Annotated in this window: 16 protein-coding genes and 1 pseudogene; 16 read left to right on the top strand and 1 reads right to left on the bottom strand. The window is 35.5% G+C overall.

The genetic code is table 11. The features are described from left to right. Nucleotides 1-119: 119 nt before the first annotated feature. The 16 genes from DSY56_RS09915 (at nucleotide 120) to DSY56_RS09845 (ending at nucleotide 17,064) form a co-directional block, all read left to right on the top strand. On the top strand, nucleotides 120-1,301 hold the full coding sequence (locus tag DSY56_RS09915) for a S1C family serine protease (RefSeq protein ID WP_112445413.1): 1,182 nt from the start codon (nucleotides 120-122) through the stop codon (nucleotides 1,299-1,301). Nucleotides 1,302-1,358: 57 nt separating this feature from the next. Further along, complete coding sequence (locus DSY56_RS09910; protein ID WP_112445411.1) at nucleotides 1,359-2,117, top strand: ParB/RepB/Spo0J family partition protein; 759 nt, start codon at nucleotides 1,359-1,361, stop codon at nucleotides 2,115-2,117. A 212-nt stretch (nucleotides 2,118-2,329) separates the two neighbouring features. Continuing rightward, nucleotides 2,330-3,691, top strand: a complete 1,362-nt coding sequence (gene dnaA, locus DSY56_RS09905; RefSeq protein ID WP_112445409.1) for a chromosomal replication initiator protein DnaA — start codon at nucleotides 2,330-2,332, stop codon at nucleotides 3,689-3,691. A 158-nt stretch (nucleotides 3,692-3,849) separates the two neighbouring features. After that, nucleotides 3,850-4,986 (top strand): DNA polymerase III subunit beta, encoded by a 1,137-nt coding sequence (gene dnaN / locus DSY56_RS09900; RefSeq protein WP_112445407.1) that lies wholly within the window; start codon nucleotides 3,850-3,852, stop codon nucleotides 4,984-4,986. Between the two features lie 64 nt (nucleotides 4,987-5,050). Then, complete coding sequence (locus tag DSY56_RS09895) at nucleotides 5,051-5,245, top strand: DUF951 domain-containing protein (RefSeq protein WP_000285186.1); 195 nt, start codon at nucleotides 5,051-5,053, stop codon at nucleotides 5,243-5,245. An 84-nt stretch (nucleotides 5,246-5,329) separates the two neighbouring features. Then, a complete protein-coding gene (ychF, locus tag DSY56_RS09890) occupies nucleotides 5,330-6,445 on the top strand; it encodes a redox-regulated ATPase YchF (RefSeq protein WP_112445405.1) in 1,116 nt (371 codons plus the stop codon). A 71-nt stretch (nucleotides 6,446-6,516) separates the two neighbouring features. Further along, nucleotides 6,517-7,086: an aminoacyl-tRNA hydrolase gene (gene pth, locus DSY56_RS09885; protein ID WP_112445403.1), complete on the top strand. Its 570-nt coding sequence runs from the start codon at nucleotides 6,517-6,519 to the stop codon at nucleotides 7,084-7,086. Further along, complete coding sequence (mfd, locus tag DSY56_RS09880) at nucleotides 7,087-10,596, top strand: transcription-repair coupling factor (RefSeq protein WP_112445401.1); 3,510 nt, start codon at nucleotides 7,087-7,089, stop codon at nucleotides 10,594-10,596. Between the two features lie 57 nt (nucleotides 10,597-10,653). After that, nucleotides 10,654-10,920 carry an RNA-binding S4 domain-containing protein gene (locus DSY56_RS09875; protein WP_001234978.1) on the top strand — a complete coding sequence of 89 codons (267 nt, stop codon included), beginning with the start codon at nucleotides 10,654-10,656 and terminating at the stop codon, nucleotides 10,918-10,920. Then, the gene (locus DSY56_RS09870) at nucleotides 10,913-11,281 is read left to right on the top strand and encodes a septum formation initiator family protein (RefSeq protein WP_000041903.1); all 369 of its coding nucleotides are present in this window, start codon (nucleotides 10,913-10,915) and stop codon (nucleotides 11,279-11,281) included. The genes DSY56_RS09875 and DSY56_RS09870 overlap by 8 nt, the downstream gene beginning before the upstream one ends. Nucleotides 11,282-11,285: 4 nt before the next feature. Further along, nucleotides 11,286-11,408: an SP_0009 family protein gene (locus tag DSY56_RS12615; RefSeq protein ID WP_000429334.1), complete on the top strand. Its 123-nt coding sequence runs from the start codon at nucleotides 11,286-11,288 to the stop codon at nucleotides 11,406-11,408. Then, nucleotides 11,401-12,669 carry a serine hydrolase gene (locus DSY56_RS09865; RefSeq protein WP_112445399.1) on the top strand — a complete coding sequence of 423 codons (1,269 nt, stop codon included), beginning with the start codon at nucleotides 11,401-11,403 and terminating at the stop codon, nucleotides 12,667-12,669. Before DSY56_RS12615 ends, DSY56_RS09865 begins: the two co-directional genes overlap by 8 nt. Further along, nucleotides 12,666-13,943, top strand: a complete 1,278-nt coding sequence (gene tilS / locus DSY56_RS09860; protein WP_112445396.1) for a tRNA lysidine(34) synthetase TilS — start codon at nucleotides 12,666-12,668, stop codon at nucleotides 13,941-13,943. The genes DSY56_RS09865 and tilS overlap by 4 nt, the downstream gene beginning before the upstream one ends. A 4-nt stretch (nucleotides 13,944-13,947) precedes the next feature. Then, nucleotides 13,948-14,490 carry a hypoxanthine phosphoribosyltransferase gene (gene hpt / locus DSY56_RS09855; RefSeq protein WP_000892172.1) on the top strand — a complete coding sequence of 181 codons (543 nt, stop codon included), beginning with the start codon at nucleotides 13,948-13,950 and terminating at the stop codon, nucleotides 14,488-14,490. Nucleotides 14,491-14,505: 15 nt separating this feature from the next. After that, nucleotides 14,506-16,464: an ATP-dependent zinc metalloprotease FtsH gene (gene ftsH, locus DSY56_RS09850; RefSeq protein WP_112445394.1), complete on the top strand. Its 1,959-nt coding sequence runs from the start codon at nucleotides 14,506-14,508 to the stop codon at nucleotides 16,462-16,464. 120 nt (nucleotides 16,465-16,584) lie between these two features. Continuing rightward, a complete protein-coding gene (locus DSY56_RS09845; protein ID WP_112445392.1) occupies nucleotides 16,585-17,064 on the top strand; it encodes a sigma-70 family RNA polymerase sigma factor in 480 nt (159 codons plus the stop codon). A 97-nt stretch (nucleotides 17,065-17,161) separates the two neighbouring features. Here DSY56_RS09845 and DSY56_RS09840 read toward each other — a convergent pair. After that, a pseudogene (locus tag DSY56_RS09840) lies at nucleotides 17,162-17,316 on the bottom strand (IS30 family transposase); the annotation flags it as partial.

Genomic DNA, 17,316 nt, shown 5'->3' with positions numbered 1-17,316 from the left:
ATTGAGAAAATCACAGTTTTAAAAGAGTTATCCACAGTTTGTGTAAAACTTTTTGTGTTTAAGTTATAATTAAGCTAGTCAGTTTATACTTTCAGTAATTCAAAAATATGGAGGCAAATATGAAACATTTAAAAACATTTTACAAAAAAGGGTTTCAATTATTAGTCGTTATCGTCATTAGCTTTTTTAGTGGAGCCTTGGGTAGTTTTTCAATAGCTCAACTAACTCAAAAAAGTGGTGTAAGTAGCTCGAACAACAATAGCACTATCACACAGACTGCCTATAAAAACGAAAATTCAACAACGCAGGCTGTTAATAAAGTAAAAGATGCCGTTGTATCCGTTATTACTTATTCAGCAAATAGACAAAATAGCGTATTTGGCAATGATGAGACTGATACAGATTCTCAACAAATCTCTAGTGAAGGATCTGGAGTTATTTATAAAAAGAATGATAAAGAAGCTTACATCGTCACCAACAATCACGTTATAAATGGCGCTAGCAAAGTAGATATTCGATTGTCAGATGGGACTAAAGTACCTGGAGAAATTGTCGGAGCGGACACTTTCTCTGATATTGCTGTCGTCAAAATCTCTTCAGAAAAAGTGACAACAGTAGCTGAGTTTGGTGATTCTAGCAAGTTAACCGTAGGAGAAACTGCTATTGCCATTGGTAGCCCGTTAGGTTCTGAATATGCAAATACTGTCACTCAAGGTATCGTATCTAGTCTTAATCGAAATGTATCTTTAAAATCTGAAGATGGACAAGCCATTTCTACAAAAGCCATCCAAACTGATACTGCTATTAACCCAGGTAACTCTGGTGGCCCACTGATCAATATTCAAGGACAGGTTATCGGAATTACCTCAAGTAAAATTGCCACAAATGGAGGAACATCTGTAGAGGGCCTTGGTTTTGCAATTCCTGCAAATGATGCTATCAATATTATTGAACAGTTAGAAAAGAACGGAAAAGTGACACGCCCAGCTTTGGGAATCCAGATGGTTAATTTATCTAATATAAGTACAAGCGACATCAGAAGACTCAATATTCCAAGTAATGTTACATCTGGTGTAGTTGTTCGTTCTGTACAAAGTAATATGCCTGCCAATGGTCACCTTGAAAAATACGATGTGATTACAAAAGTAGATGACAAAGAGATTGCTTCATCAACAGACTTACAAAGTGCTCTTTACAATCATTCTATCGGAGACACCATTAAGATCACTTACTATCGTAACGGTAAAGAAGAAACTACATCTATTAAACTTGACAAGAGTTCAGGTGATTTAGAATCTTAATTGACATCTATGTAAAGAAAGCTTTACATAAGAGAAAAGATATGTTAGTGTAGAATCATGGAAAAATTTGAAATGATTTCTATCACGGATATACAAAAAAATCCCTATCAACCTCGAAAAGAATTTGATGGAGAAAAACTAGATGAACTAGCACAGTCTATCAAAGAAAATGGACTCATTCAACCGATTATTGTTCGTCAATCTCCTGTGATTGGTTATGAAATCCTTGCAGGAGAGAGACGCTATCGGGCTTCACTTTTAGCTGGTCTAAGGTCTATCCCAGCTGTTATTAAACAGCTTTCAGACCAAGAGATGATGATCCAGTCCATTATTGAAAATTTGCAGAGAGAAAATTTAAATCCTATAGAAGAAGCACGCGCCTATGAATCTCTCGTAGAGAAAGGATTTACCCATGCTGAAATTGCAGATAAAATGGGCAAGTCTCGTCCATATATCAGCAACTCCATTCGTTTGCTTTACTTGCCAGAACAGATTCTCTCAGAAGTAGAAAATGGCAAACTATCACAAGCACATGCTCGTTCGCTAGTTGGGTTGAATAAGGAACAACAAGACTATTTCTTTCAACGGATTATAGAAGAAGATATTTCTGTAAGGAAGTTAGAAGCTCTTCTGACAGAGAAAAAACAAAAGAGACAGCAAAAAACGAATCATTTCATACAGAATGAAGAAGAACAGTTAAGAAAACTACTCGGATTAGATGTAGAAATCAAACTTTCTAAAAAAGATAGTGGAAAAATCATTATTGCTTTTTCAAATCAAGAAGAATACAGTAGAATTATCAACAGCCTGAAATAAGGCTGTTCTTTTATTTTTTTATCTCACAAGGTTATCCACTATATTTTTCAATAAAAAGCTTAATAAATCAATAGTTTCTAACTTTATCCCCAACCTGTGGATAAAACTTGATAACATTGTGGATTATTTTTCACAGCTTGTGGAAAATTCTTACTATCTATGGTAAAATAGGTCTAGTATTAAACTTTTAAATAGTAAAGGAGGAGAAAGGATTGAAAGAAAAACAATTTTGGAATCGTATCTTAGAATTTGCTCAAGAAAGACTGACTCGATCCATGTATGATTTCTATGCTATTCAAGCTGAACTCGTCAAGGTAGAAGAAAATGTTGCCACTATATTTTTACCACGATCTGAAATGGAAATGGTCTGGGAAAAACAACTAAAAGATATTATTGTAGTAGCTGGATTTGAAATTTATGATGCTGAAATAACTCCCCACTATATTTTCACCAAACCTCAAGATACGGCTATCTCACAAGTTGAAGAATCTACAAATTCAACTCTTTATGACTATAGTCCAAAGTTAGCATCTATTCCGTATTCGGATACTGGGTTAAAAGAAAAGTATACCTTTGATAATTTTATTCAAGGGGATGGAAATGTTTGGGCAGTATCAGCCGCTTTGGCTGTCTCTGAAGATTTGGCTCTGACCTATAACCCTCTTTTTATCTATGGAGGACCTGGGCTTGGTAAGACTCACCTGTTAAACGCTATTGGAAATGAAATTCTAAAAAATATTCCAAATGCGCGTGTCAAATACATACCTGCTGAAAGCTTTATTAATGACTTTCTTGATCACTTAAGGCTTGGGGAAATGGAAAAATTTAAAAAAACCTATCGTAGTCTTGATCTTTTGTTAATCGATGATATCCAGTCACTCAGCGGAAAAAAAGTCGCAACTCAGGAAGAATTTTTCAATACCTTTAACGCCCTTCATGACAAGCAAAAACAGATTGTCCTAACCAGTGATCGTAGTCCAAAACATCTAGAAGGACTCGAGGAGAGGCTTGTCACGCGCTTTAGTTGGGGGTTGACACAAACTATCACACCCCCTGACTTTGAAACACGCATTGCCATTTTACAAAGTAAAACGGAACATTTAGGCTACAATTTCCAAAGTGATACTCTAGAATACCTAGCTGGGCAATTTGATTCAAATGTTCGAGATCTTGAGGGAGCTATCAACGACATCACTTTAATTGCCAGAGTAAAAAACATCAAGGATATCACTATTGATATTGCTGCAGAAGCTATTAGAGCTCGAAAACAAGATGTTAGCCAAATGCTCGTCATCCCAATTGACAAAATCCAAAATGAAGTTGGTAACTTCTATGGAGTTAGTGTCAAAGAAATGAAGGGAAGCAGACGCCTTCAAAACATTGTGTTAGCCCGTCAAGTAGCCATGTATTTATCTAGAGAACTAACAGATAATAGTCTTCCAAAAATTGGGAAGGAATTTGGTGGAAAAGATCATACAACAGTTATTCATGCCCATGCTAAAATTAAATCTTTGATTGATGAAGACGATAATTTACGCTTAGAAATTGAATCAATCAAAAAGAAAATCAAATAAGTTGTGGATAACTTTTACTTTATTATCTTTTTTATCCACATTTTTTAAACAAGCCAAAAAACTTGATATGACTTGTTTAAAGTCTGTTTTCCACAGATTTCACAGACTCTATTATTACTATTATCCTTCTAATACTAAAAATAAATAAAGGAGAATCCATGATTCATTTTTCAATTAATAAAAATTTATTTCTACAAGCATTAAATACTACTAAGAGAGCTATTAGTTCTAAAAATGCCATTCCTATTTTATCAACCGTAAAAATTGACGTGACCAATGAAGGTGTTACTTTAATTGGTTCAAATGGTCAGATTTCAATTGAAAATTTTATTTCTCAAAAAAATGAAGATGCTGGTTTGTTAATTACTTCTTTAGGTTCGATTCTTCTTGAAGCTTCTTTCTTTATCAATGTAGTATCTAGTCTACCTGATGTGACTCTTGATTTTAAAGAAATTGAACAAAATCAAATTGTTTTAACCAGTGGAAAATCAGAAATTACCCTAAAAGGAAAAGATAGCGAACAGTACCCACGAATCCAAGAAATTTCAGTAAGCACTCCTTTGGTTCTTGAAACAAAATTACTCAAGAAAATTATCAATGAAACAGCTTTTGCTGCAAGTACACAAGAGAGTCGTCCAATTTTGACAGGTGTTCATTTTGTATTGAGTCAACACAAAGAGTTAAAAACAGTTGCAACAGACTCTCATCGTCTAAGCCAGAAAAAATTAACGCTTGAGAAAAATAGTGATGATTTTGATGTTGTCATTCCTAGCCGTTCTCTACGCGAATTTTCAGCGGTATTTACAGATGATATTGAAACTGTAGAGATTTTCTTTGCCAATAACCAAATTCTCTTTAGAAGCGAAAATATTAGCTTCTATACTCGTCTCCTAGAAGGAAACTATCCTGATACAGATCGCTTGATTCCAACAGACTTTAACACTACTATTACTTTTGATGTGCTAAACTTACGCCAGTCAATGGAACGTGCTCGTCTTTTATCAAGTGCGACTCAAAATGGTACTGTGAAACTTGAAATTAAAGATGGGGTTGTTAGCGCCCATGTTCATTCTCCAGAAGTTGGTAAAGTAAACGAAGAAATCGATACTGATCAGGTTACTGGTGAAGATTTGACTATTAGTTTCAACCCAACTTACTTGATTGATTCACTCAAGGCTTTAAATAGCGAAAAGGTGACCATTAGCTTTATCTCAGCTGTTCGTCCATTTACTCTTGTGCCAGCAGACACTGATGAGGACTTCATGCAGCTCATCACCCCAGTTCGTACAAATTAAGTGAAAGAGGTTGAGCCTAGCTCGCCTCTTTTATGATATAATCGAAAAAGAAAAGGAGAGTAGTATGTATCAAGTTGGAAATTTTGTTGAGATGAAAAAACCACATGCTTGTACTATCAAGTCAACTGGTAAAAAAGCAAATCGTTGGGAAATTACACGTGTAGGGGCAGATATCAAAATCAAATGCAGTAATTGTGACCATGTTGTCATGATGGGGCGCTATGATTTTGATCGAAAAATGAATAAAATTATTGACTGAGAACCCTTAGTTAGAGGGTTAGCAAGTTTTCCCTTTTTGTGTTATAATATTAGGGATTGAAATGAAAACGGAGAATGAGAAAATATGGCTTTAACAGCAGGTATCGTTGGTTTGCCAAACGTTGGTAAATCAACACTATTTAATGCAATTACAAAAGCAGGAGCAGAGGCAGCTAACTACCCATTTGCAACGATTGACCCAAACGTTGGAATGGTAGAAGTTCCAGATGAACGTCTACAAAAATTGACTGAAATGATTACTCCTAAAAAGACAGTGCCAACAACATTTGAATTTACAGATATTGCAGGGATTGTAAAAGGAGCTTCAAAAGGAGAAGGATTAGGGAATAAATTCTTGGCCAATATCCGTGAAGTAGATGCCATTGTTCATGTAGTTCGTGCTTTTGATGATGAAAATGTCATGCGCGAGCAAGGACGTGAAGATGCCTTTGTGGATCCACTTGCAGATATTGATACCATTAACCTGGAATTGATTCTTGCTGACTTAGAATCAGTCAATAAACGCTATGCGCGTGTAGAAAAGATGGCACGTACGCAAAAAGATAAAGAATCTGTAGCAGAATTTAATGTTCTTCAAAAGATTAAACCAGTCCTTGAAGATGGAAAATCAGCTCGTACAATCGAATTTACAGATGAAGAACAAAAAGTTGTCAAAGGTCTCTTTCTGTTGACAACTAAACCAGTGCTCTATGTTGCCAATGTGGATGAGGATGTGGTTTCAGAACCTGACTCTATCGACTATGTTAAACAAATTCGTGAATTCGCAGCGACAGAAAATGCTGAAGTAGTCGTTATTTCTGCGCGTTCTGAGGAAGAAATTTCTGAGTTAGACGATGAAGATAAAAAAGAGTTTCTTGAAGCCATTGGTTTGACAGAATCAGGTGTAGATAAGTTGACGCGTGCAGCTTACCACTTACTTGGATTGGGAACTTACTTCACAGCTGGTGAAAAAGAAGTTCGAGCTTGGACATTCAAACGTGGTATGAAGGCTCCTCAAGCAGCTGGGATTATCCACTCAGACTTTGAAAAAGGCTTTATTCGTGCAGTAACCATGTCATATGAGGATCTAGTGAAATACGGATCTGAAAAGGCGGTAAAAGAAGCTGGACGCTTGCGTGAAGAAGGAAAAGAATATATCGTTCAAGATGGCGATATCATGGAATTCCGCTTTAATGTCTAAAAAATTAATAAATGGTGTCAATTAGGTTGGAAAAAAATTCCAACCCTTTTGGCTTTTGAAAGGAAAAATAAATGACCAAATTACTTGTAGGCTTGGGAAATCCAGGGGATAAATATTTTGAAACAAAACACAATGTTGGTTTTATGTTGATTGATCAACTAGCGAAGAAACAGAGTGTCACTTTTACACACGATAAGATATTTCAAGCTGATCTAGCATCCTTTTTCCTAAATGGAGAAAAAATTTATCTGATTAAACCAACGACCTTTATGAATGAAAGTGGAAAAGCAGTTCATGCTTTATTGACTTACTATGGTTTGGATATTGAAGATTTACTCATCATTTACGATGATCTTGACATGGAAGTTGGAAAGATTCGTTTAAGAGCAAAGGGATCCGCAGGTGGTCACAATGGCATTAAGTCTATTATTCAACATATAGGAACTCAGGTCTTTAATCGTGTTAAGATAGGAATTGGAAGACCTAAAAATGGTATGTCAGTTGTTCACCATGTTTTGAGTACCTTTGACAAGGATGAGTATATTGGTATTTTACAGTCTATTGACAAGGTTGACGATTCTGTAAACTACTATTTACAAGAGAAAAATTTTGAGAAAACAATGCAGAGGTATAATGGATAAATGGTGACCCTATTAGATTTATTCTCAGAAAATGATCAGATTAAAAAATGGCATCAAAATTTAACAGATAAGAAAAGACAACTAATACTAGGTTTATCAACGTCTACTAAGGTTCTTGCAATTGCAAGCAGTTTAGAAAAAGAAGATAAGATTGTGTTGTTGACGTCAACTTATGGAGAAGCAGAAGGACTTGTTAGTGATCTTCTATCTATCTTGGGTGAGGAACTTGTCTATCCATTTTTGGTAGATGATACTCCTATGGTGGAGTTTTTGATGTCTTCACAAGAAAAAATCATTTCACGGGTTGAAGCCTTGCGTTTTTTGACTGATTCCTCTAAGAGAGGGATTTTAGTTTGTAATATCGCAGCAAGTCGATTGATTTTACCGTCTCCCAATGTATTCAAAGATAGTGTTGTAAAAATCTCAGTTGGTGAAGAATATGACCAAAACACACTTATCTATCAGTTAAAAGAAATCGGCTATCGAAAAGTTACACAAGTACAAACTCAGGGAGAGTTTAGTATACGAGGAGATATTTTAGATATTTTTGAAATATCCCAGTTAGAACCTTGCCGAATTGAGTTTTTTGGTGATGAAATTGATGGTATCAGGTCATTTGAAGTCGAAACACAATTATCGAAAGAAAATCAGACAGAATTCACCATCTTTCCAGCTAGTGATATGCTTTTGAGAGAAAAGGATTATCAACGAGGTCAGTCAGCTTTAGAAAAACAAATTTCAAAAACGTTATCACCTATTTTAAAATCCTACCTAGAAGAAATTCTTTCAAGTTTTCACCAAAAACAAATGCATTCTGATTCACGGAAATTTTTATCTTTATGCTATGATAAGACATGGACTGTATTTGATTATATTGAAAAAAACATACCAATATTCTTTGATGATTATCAAAAATTGATGAATCAGTATGAAGTCTTTGAAAGAGAATTAGCGCAGTACTTTACAGAAGAATTACAGAATAGTAAAGCATTTTCTGAGATACAGTATTTTGCAGATACAGAGCAAATTTATAAAAAACAGAGTCCGGTTACCTTTTTCTCTAATCTACAAAAGGGGTTAGGAAATCTCAAGTTTGACAAAAATTATCAATTTAATCAATATCCTATGCAGGAGTTTTTCAATCAGTTTTCTTTTCTAAAAGAAGAAATTGAACGATACAAAAAAATGAATTATACTATTATCCTGCAGTCTAGCAATTCAATGGGAAGTAAAACATTGGAGGATGTTTTAGAGGAATACCAGATTAAATTGGATTCTAGAGATAAGTCAAGTGTTTGTAAAGAATCTGTAAACTTAATCGAGGGTAATCTCAGACATGGTTTTCATTTTGTAGATGAAAAGGTTTTATTGATAACTGAACATGAGATTTTTCAAAAGAAATTGAAACGTCGTTTTCGAAGACAACATGTTTCAAACGCAGAGAGATTAAAAGATTACAATGAACTTGAAAAAGGAGATTACGTTGTTCACCATATCCATGGAATTGGTCAATATCTAGGGATTGAAACCATTGAAATTAAGGGGATTCACCGTGATTATGTCAGTGTTCAATACCAAAACGGGGATCAAATCTCTATCCCAGTGGAACAGATTCATCTACTTTCCAAATACGTTTCAAGTGACGGTAAAGCACCTAAACTCAATAAATTAAATGACGGTCATTTTAAAAAGGCCAAGCAAAAAGTTAAGAACCAGGTAGAGGATATAGCTGATGATTTAATCAAACTCTATTCTGAACGCAGTCAGTTGAAGGGCTTTGCTTTTTCAGCCGATGATGAAGAGCAAGATGCTTTTGATGATGCCTTTCCTTATGTTGAAACGGATGATCAACTTCGTAGTGTTGAGGAAATCAAGAGAGATATGCAGGCTTCTCAGCCAATGGATCGACTTTTAGTTGGGGATGTTGGTTTTGGAAAGACTGAAGTTGCAATGCGTGCAGCCTTTAAGGCTGTCAATGATCACAAACAGGTTGTCGTTCTAGTTCCGACGACGGTTTTAGCGCAACAGCACTATACCAATTTTAAGGAACGATTCCAAAATTTTGCAGTTAATATTGATGTATTGAGTCGTTTTAGAAGTAAAAAAGAGCAGACCGAAACACTTGAAAAATTGAAAAACGGTCAAGTTGATATTTTGATTGGAACCCATCGTGTTTTGTCAAAAGATGTTGTGTTTGCTGATTTAGGCTTGATGATTATTGATGAGGAACAGCGATTTGGTGTCAAGCATAAGGAAACCTTGAAAGAACTGAAGAAACAAGTGGATGTCCTAACCTTGACAGCAACGCCAATTCCTCGTACCCTTCACATGTCTATGCTGGGAATCAGAGATTTGTCTGTTATTGAAACTCCGCCGACTAATCGTTATCCAGTGCAAACCTATGTTTTAGAAAAGAATGATAGTGTCATTCGTGATGCTGTCTTACGTGAAATGGAGCGTGGAGGTCAAGTTTACTATCTTTACAATAAAGTTGACACGATTGACCAGAAGGTTTCAGAATTACAGGAGTTGATTCCAGAGGCTTCGATTGGTTATGTTCATGGTCGCATGAGTGAAATCCAGTTGGAAAATACTCTACTAGACTTTATTGAGGGACAATACGATATCTTGGTGACGACTACCATTATTGAGACAGGGGTGGACATTCCAAATGCTAATACTTTATTTATTGAAAATGCGGACCATATGGGTTTGTCAACCTTGTATCAGTTAAGAGGAAGAGTCGGTCGTAGTAATCGTATTGCTTATGCCTATCTCATGTATCGTCCAGAAAAATCAATTAGTGAAGTTTCCGAGAAGAGATTAGAAGCGATTAAAGGATTTACAGAATTGGGATCCGGATTTAAGATTGCTATGCGAGATCTTTCGATTCGTGGAGCAGGAAATCTCCTAGGAAAATCCCAGTCTGGTTTCATTGATTCTGTTGGTTTTGAATTGTATTCGCAGTTATTAGAGGAAGCTATTGCTAAACGAAACGGTAATGCTAACGCTAACACAAGAACCAAAGGGAATGCTGAGTTGATTTTGCAAATTGATGCCTATCTTCCTGATACTTATATTTCTGATCAACGACATAAGATTGAAATTTACAAGAAAATTCGTCAAATTGACAACCGTGTCAATTATGAAGAGTTACAAGAGGAGTTGATAGACCGTTTTGGAGAATACCCAGATGTAGTAGCATATCTTTTAGAGATTGGTTTAGTCAAGTCATATTTGGACAAGGTCTTTGTTCAACGTGTGGAAAGAAAAGATAATAAAATTACAGTTCAATTTGAAAAAGTCACTCAACGACTGTTTTTAGCTCAAGATTATTTTAAAGCTTTATCCGCAACGAACTTAAAAGCAGGCATCGCTGAGAATAAGGGATTAATGGAGCTTGTATTTGATGTCCAAAATAAGAAAGATTATGAAATTTTAGAAGGTCTGCTGATTTTTGGAGAAAGTTTATTAGAGATAAAAGAGTCTAAGAAAGAAAATTCCATTTGATATTTTTCTTCTATAAAATAGATAAAAATGGTACAATAATAAGTTGAGGTAATAAGGATGAGATTAGACAAATATTTAAAAGTATCGCGAATTATCAAGCGTCGTACAGTCGCAAAAGAAGTAGCAGATAAAGGCAGAATCAAGGTGAATGGAATCTTGGCCAAAAGTTCAACGGATTTGAAAGTTAATGACCAAGTTGAAATTCGCTTTGGCAATAAGTTGCTACTTGTCAAAGTACTAGAGATGAAAGATAGTACAAAAAAAGAAGATGCAGCAGGCATGTATGAAATTATCAGTGAAACACGGGTAGAAGAAAATGTCTAAAAATATTGTACAATTGAATAATTCTTTTATTCAAAATGAACACCAACGTCGTCGCTACCTGATGAAAGAACGACAAAAACGGAATCGTTTTATGGGGTGGGTATTGATTTTGATTATGCTATTATTTATCTTGCCAACTTTTAATTTAGCGCAGAGCTATCAACAATTACTCCAAAGACGTCAGCAACTAGCAGACTTGCAAACTCAGTATCAGACTTTGAGTGATGAAAAGGATAAGGAGACAGCATTTGCTACCAAGTTGAAAGATGAGGATTATGCTGCCAAATATACACGAGCGAAGTACTATTATTCTAAGTCGAGGGAAATAGTTTATACGATTCCTGACTTGCTTCAAAGGTGATAAAATGGAAAATTTACTAGACGTAATTGAGCAATTTTTGAGTTTATCAGATGAAAAACTGGAAGAGTTGGCTGATAAAAATCAATTATTGCGTTTACAAGAAGAAAAGGAAAGGAAGAATGCGTAAATTCTTAATTATTTTGTTGCTACCAAGTTTTTTGACCATTTCAAAAGTTGTTAGCACAGAAAAAGAAGTTGTCTATACTTCGAAAGAAATTTATTACCTTTCACAATCTGACTTTGGTATTTATTTTAGAGAAAAATTAAGTTCTCCCGTGGTTTATGGAGAGGTTCCTGTTTATGCAAATGAAGATTTAGTGGTAGAAACTGGAAAATTGACTCCCCAAACAAGTTTTCAAATAACCGAGTGGCGCTTAAATAAACAAGGAATTCCGGTATTTAAGCTATCAAATCATCAATTTATAGCTGCGGACAAACGATTTTTATATGATCAATCAGAGGTAACTCCAACAATAAAAAAAGTATGGTTAGAATCTGATTTTAAACTGTACAATAGTCCTTATGACTTAAAAGAAGTGAAATCATCCTTATCAGCTTATTCGCAAGTATCGATTGACAAGACCATGTTTGTAGAAGGAAGAGAATTTCTACATATTGATCAGGTTGGATGGGTAGCTAAAGAATCAACTTCTGAAGAAGATAATCGGATGAGTAAAGTCCAAGAAATGTTATCGGAAAAATATCAGAAGGATTCATTCTCTATTTATGTTAAGCAACTGACTACTGGAAAAGAGGCTGGTATCAATCAAGATGAAAAGATGTATGCAGCTAGTGTTTTGAAACTCCCTTATCTCTATTATGCGCAAGAAAAAATAAATGAGGGTCTTTATCAGTTAGATACGACTGTAAAATATGTATCTGCAATCAATGATTTTCCAGGTTCTTATAAACCAGAAGGAAGTGGTAGTCTTCCTAAAAAAGAGGATAATAAAGAGTATTCTCTCAAGGACTTAATCACAAAAGTATCTAAAGAATCTGATAATGTAGCTCATAACATATTGGGATATTACATTTCAAACCAATCTGATGCCACATTTAAATCCAAGATGTCTGCCATTATGGGAGATGATTGGGATCCAAAAGAAAAATTGATTTCTTCTAAAATGGCTGGAAAAGTCATGGAAGCTATTTATAATCAAAATGGATTTGTATTGGAGTCTTTGACTAAAACAGATTTTGATAATCAGCGAATTGCCAAAGATGTTTCTGTGAAGGTAGCTCATAAAATTGGGGATGCGGACGAATTTAAGCATGATACGGGTGTCGTCTATGCAGATTCTCCATTTGTGCTTTCTATTTTTACTAAAGATTCTGATTACGATACGATTTCCAAGATAGCCAAGGATGTTTATGAGGTTCTAAAATGAGGGAACAGGATTTTTTAAATCATTTTCTCAGGAAGGGATATTTCAAAAAGCATACTAAGGTGGTGCTAGCTCTTTCTGGTGGATTAGATTCTATGTTTCTATTTAAGGTATTATCTACTTATCAAAAAGAGTTAGAAATTGAATTGATTCTAGCCCATGTGAATCATAAGCAGAGAATTGAATCAGATTGGGAAGAAAAGGAATTAAGGAAGTTGGCTGCTGAAGCAGAGCTTCCTATTTATATCAGCAATTTTTCAGGAGAATTTTCAGAAGCACATGCACGACATTTTCGTTATGATTTTTTTCAAGAGGTCATGAAAAAGACAGGTGCGACAGCTTTAGTCACTGCCCACCATGCTGATGATCAGGTGGAAACGATTTTGATGCGTTTGATTCGAGGGACTCGCTTGCGCTATCTATCAGGAATTAAGGAGAAGCAAGTAGTCGGAGAGATAGAAATCATTCGCCCCTTCTTGCATTTTCAGAAAAAAGACTTTCCACCAATTTTTCACTTTGAAGATACATCAAATAAGGAAAATCATTATTTTCGCAACCGTATTCGAAACTCTTATTTACCAGATTTAGAAAAAGAAAATCCTCGATTTAGAGATGCAATCTTAAGTATCGGCAATGAAATTTTAGATTATGACTTAGCTATAACTGAATTATCTAACAATATTGATGTGGAAAATTTAGAGCAGCTATTGTCTTACTCTGAGTCGACACAAAGAGTTTTACTTCAAACTTATCTGAATCGTTTTCCAGATTTGAATCTTACAAAAGCTCAGTTTGAAGAAGTTAGGCAAATTTTAAAAACTAAAAGCCAGTATCGTCATCTGCTTAAAAATGGCTATGAATTGATAAAAGAGTATCAACAGTTTCAGATTTGTAAAATCAGTCCGCAGGCTGATGAAAAGGAAGATGAACTTGTGTTACACTATCAAAATCAGGTAACTTATCAGGGATATTTATTTTCCTTTGGACTTCCTTTAGAAGGTGAATCAATTCAACAAATATCTGTTTCACGGGAAACATCCATACACATTCGTCATCGAAAAACAGGAGATGTTTTGATTCAAAATGGGCATAGAAAAAAACTCAGACGTCTATTTATTGATTTGAAAATCCCTATGGAAAAGCGAAAATCTGCTCTGATTATTGAGCAATTTGGTGAAATTGTCTCAATTTTGGGAATTGCGACTAGTGATTTGAGTAAAAACACGAAAAATGATATAATGAACACTGTACTTTATATAGAAAAAATAGATAGGTAAAAAAATGTTAGAAAACGATATTAAAAAAATCCTCGTTTCACACGATGAAATTACAGAAGCTGCTAAAAAATTAGGTGCTCAATTAACTAAGGACTATGCAGGAAAAAATCCAATCTTGGTTGGGATTTTAAAAGGATCTATTCCTTTTATGGCTGAATTGGTCAAACATATTGATACACATATTGAAATGGACTTCATGATGGTTTCTAGCTACCATGGTGGAACAGCAAGTAGTGGTGTCATCAATATCAAGCAAGATGTAACTCAAGATATTAAAGGAAGACATGTTCTATTTGTAGAGGATATCATTGATACAGGTCAAACTTTGAAGAATTTGCGAGATATGTTTATTGCAAGAGATGCAGCTTCTGTTAACATTGCAACCTTGTTGGATAAACCAGAGGGACGTGTTGTAGAAATTGAGGCAGACTATACCTGCTTTACTATCCCAAATGAGTTTGTAGTAGGTTATGGTTTAGACTACAAAGAAAATTATCGTAACCTTCCTTATGTTGGAGTATTGAAAGAAGAAGTGTATTCAAATTAGAAAGAACAATTTTTAATGAAAAAACAAAATAATGGTTTAATTAAAAATCCATTTCTATGGTTATTACTTATTTTTTTCCTAGTTACAGCTTACCAGTATTTTAGTACAGGTAGTGTTGCAGGGAAAAGTGAGCAAATTAATTATACAGAATTGGTAAAAGAAATTACCGATGACAATGTAAAAGAATTAACCTACCAACCAAATGGCAGTGTTATCGAAGTTTCGGGTGTCTATAAAAATCCTAAAACAAGTAAAGAAGAAACAGGCATTCAGTTCTTTTCTCCATCTGTTACAACAGTAGAGAAATTTTCAAGTATTATTCTTCCCTCTGATACCACAGTATCAGAATTGCAAAAACTTGCTTCGGACCATAAAGCAGAAGTAACTATTAAGCATGAAAGTTCAAGTGGTATGTGGATTAATCTACTCGTATCCATTGTGCCATTTGGAATTCTATTCTTCTTCCTATTCTCTATGATGGGAAATATGGGGGGAGGCAATGGTCGTAACCCAATGAGTTTTGGACGTAGTAAGGCTAAAGCTGCAAATAAAGAGGATATTAAAGTAAGATTTTCAGATGTTGCTGGAGCTGAGGAAGAAAAGCAAGAACTAGTTGAAGTTGTTGAATTCTTAAAAGATCCAAAACGATTTACAAAACTTGGAGCCCGTATTCCAGCAGGTGTTCTTTTGGAGGGGCCTCCGGGAACAGGTAAGACCTTGCTTGCTAAGGCAGTCGCTGGAGAAGCAGGCGTTCCATTCTTTAGTATCTCAGGTTCTGACTTTGTAGAAATGTTTGTCGGAGTTGGAGCTAGTCGTGTTCGTTCTCTTTTTGAAGATGCCAAAAAAGCAGCGCCAGCTATTATCTTTATCGATGAAATTGATGCTGTTGGTCGTCAACGTGGTGTCGGCCTCGGTGGAGGAAATGATGAACGTGAACAAACCTTGAACCAACTTTTGATTGAGATGGATGGTTTTGAGGGAAATGAAGGGATTATCGTCATCGCTGCGACAAACCGTTCAGATGTACTTGATCCTGCCCTTTTGCGTCCAGGACGTTTTGATAGAAAAGTATTGGTTGGTCGTCCTGATGTTAAGGGGCGCGAAGCAATCTTGAAAGTTCATGCTAAGAACAAGCCTTTAGCAGAAGATGTAGATTTGAAATTAGTTGCTCAACAAACTCCAGGCTTTGTTGGTGCTGATTTGGAAAACGTTCTAAATGAGGCAGCCTTAGTTGCTGCCCGTCGCAACAAGTCAGTTATTGATGCTTCAGATATTGATGAAGCAGAAGATAGAGTGATTGCTGGTCCTTCTAAGAAAGATAAGACAGTTTCACAAAAAGAACGTGAATTGGTTGCCTATCATGAGGCAGGACATACCATTGTTGGTCTAGTCTTATCGAATGCCCGAGTTGTCCATAAGGTTACAATTGTACCACGTGGTCGTGCAGGTGGTTATATGATTGCACTTCCTAAGGAAGACCAAATGCTTCTATCTAAAGAAGATATGAAAGAGCAATTGGCTGGCTTAATGGGTGGACGTGTAGCTGAAGAAATTATCTTTAATGTCCAAACTACAGGAGCTTCAAACGACTTTGAACAAGCGACACAAATGGCGCGTGCAATGGTTACAGAGTACGGTATGAGTGAAAAACTTGGTCCAGTTCAATATGAAGGAAATCATGCCATGTTTGGTGCACAAAGCCCTCAAAAATCAATTTCAGAACAAACAGCTTATGAAATTGACGAAGAGGTTCGTTCATTATTGAATGAGGCACGAAATAAAGCCGCTGAAATTATTCAGTCAAATCGTGAAACTCACAAGTTGATTGCAGAAGCATTATTGAAATACGAAACATTGGATAGTACACAAATTAAATCTCTCTATGAAACAGGAAAGATGCCTGAAACAGTAGAAGAGGAATCTCATGCATTATCTTATGATGAAGTAAAATCAAAAATGAATGACGAAAAATAACCCAAAGAGAGGCTGAGCCTCTCTTTTTTGTGCAGTTTAGACGGTGTAGGGAACAGAATGGGGAGAAATAACCAAATTAGCTTTTTGTTTTGTTAAACTGTATTTAGAAAGGGGAAAAGAATGATTAAAGAATTGTATGAAGAAGTCCAAGGAATTGTATACAAGTGTAGAAATGAATATTACCTTCATTTATGGGAGTTATCGGACTGGGATCAAGAGGGAATGATATGTCTACATGAATTGATTAGTAGAGAAGAAGAGCTGGCAGAAGATATTCCTCGTTTACGTAAATATTTCAAAACAAAATTCCGGAATCGAATTTTAGATTATCTCCGTAAGCAAGAAAGTCACAAACGGAGATATGATAAAGAGCTTTATGAAGAAGTGGGTGAGATAAGTCATCGTATAAGTGAGGGCGGTCTCTGGCTAGATGATTATTATCTCTTTCATGAAACACTAAGGGATTATAGAAACAAACAAACTAAAGATCAACAAGAAGAACTAGAACGCATCTTAAGAAATGAACGATTCCGAGGTCGTCAAAGAGTATTAAGAGACTTACGTATTGTGTTTAAAGAGTTTGACATCCGTACCCATTAGGAATTCATGAAAAAACGGTAAATTCCCAAACTAAGTTCCACTGCTAATCCAAGTGGAAGTTAGTGTGAGACGTTGGAATGGGGTTGAAGATTAGTTTTTAGAACTTATGTTGGAGTAATGTAGACGACTGACAGACGTCTTCTGCAGGTATTTTAGAAATGCCGAGAAGCTTAGGAATTTCTTCTCCATAAGTAAAGGCAAAGAGTTCATAAGCTGACTTTCCATTCAAAGCAGCACGTTTGACGCTGTTGA

Origin of the sequence: Streptococcus sp. 596553, assembly GCF_900411395.1 — a bacterium.
Taxonomy (GTDB): Bacteria; Bacillota; Bacilli; order Lactobacillales; family Streptococcaceae; genus Streptococcus; species Streptococcus mitis_BA.
The sequence above is the reverse complement of the archived record's forward strand: the minus strand, read 5'-3'. Positions and strand labels throughout refer to the sequence as shown.

Bases quoted from the DNA above. Each gene is read 5' to 3' on its own strand.
- mfd (WP_112445401.1), top strand. From the start codon at position 7,087: ATGGTGACCCTATTAGATTTATTCTCAGAAAATGATCAGATTAAAAAA.
- dnaN (WP_112445407.1), top strand. From the start codon at position 3,850: ATGATTCATTTTTCAATTAATAAAAATTTATTTCTACAAGCATTAAAT.
- DSY56_RS09870 (WP_000041903.1), top strand. From the start codon at position 10,913: ATGTCTAAAAATATTGTACAATTGAATAATTCTTTTATTCAAAATGAA.
- DSY56_RS09865 (WP_112445399.1), top strand. From the start codon at position 11,401: ATGCGTAAATTCTTAATTATTTTGTTGCTACCAAGTTTTTTGACCATT.
- DSY56_RS09910 (WP_112445411.1), top strand. From the start codon at position 1,359: ATGGAAAAATTTGAAATGATTTCTATCACGGATATACAAAAAAATCCC.
- DSY56_RS09915 (WP_112445413.1), top strand. From the start codon at position 120: ATGAAACATTTAAAAACATTTTACAAAAAAGGGTTTCAATTATTAGTC.
- ychF (WP_112445405.1), top strand. From the start codon at position 5,330: ATGGCTTTAACAGCAGGTATCGTTGGTTTGCCAAACGTTGGTAAATCA.
- tilS (WP_112445396.1), top strand. From the start codon at position 12,666: ATGAGGGAACAGGATTTTTTAAATCATTTTCTCAGGAAGGGATATTTC.
- DSY56_RS09895 (WP_000285186.1), top strand. From the start codon at position 5,051: ATGTATCAAGTTGGAAATTTTGTTGAGATGAAAAAACCACATGCTTGT.
- DSY56_RS09875 (WP_001234978.1), top strand. From the start codon at position 10,654: ATGAGATTAGACAAATATTTAAAAGTATCGCGAATTATCAAGCGTCGT.
- DSY56_RS12615 (WP_000429334.1), top strand. From the start codon at position 11,286: ATGGAAAATTTACTAGACGTAATTGAGCAATTTTTGAGTTTATCAGAT.
- ftsH (WP_112445394.1), top strand. From the start codon at position 14,506: ATGAAAAAACAAAATAATGGTTTAATTAAAAATCCATTTCTATGGTTA.
- hpt (WP_000892172.1), top strand. From the start codon at position 13,948: ATGTTAGAAAACGATATTAAAAAAATCCTCGTTTCACACGATGAAATT.
- DSY56_RS09845 (WP_112445392.1), top strand. From the start codon at position 16,585: ATGATTAAAGAATTGTATGAAGAAGTCCAAGGAATTGTATACAAGTGT.
- pth (WP_112445403.1), top strand. From the start codon at position 6,517: ATGACCAAATTACTTGTAGGCTTGGGAAATCCAGGGGATAAATATTTT.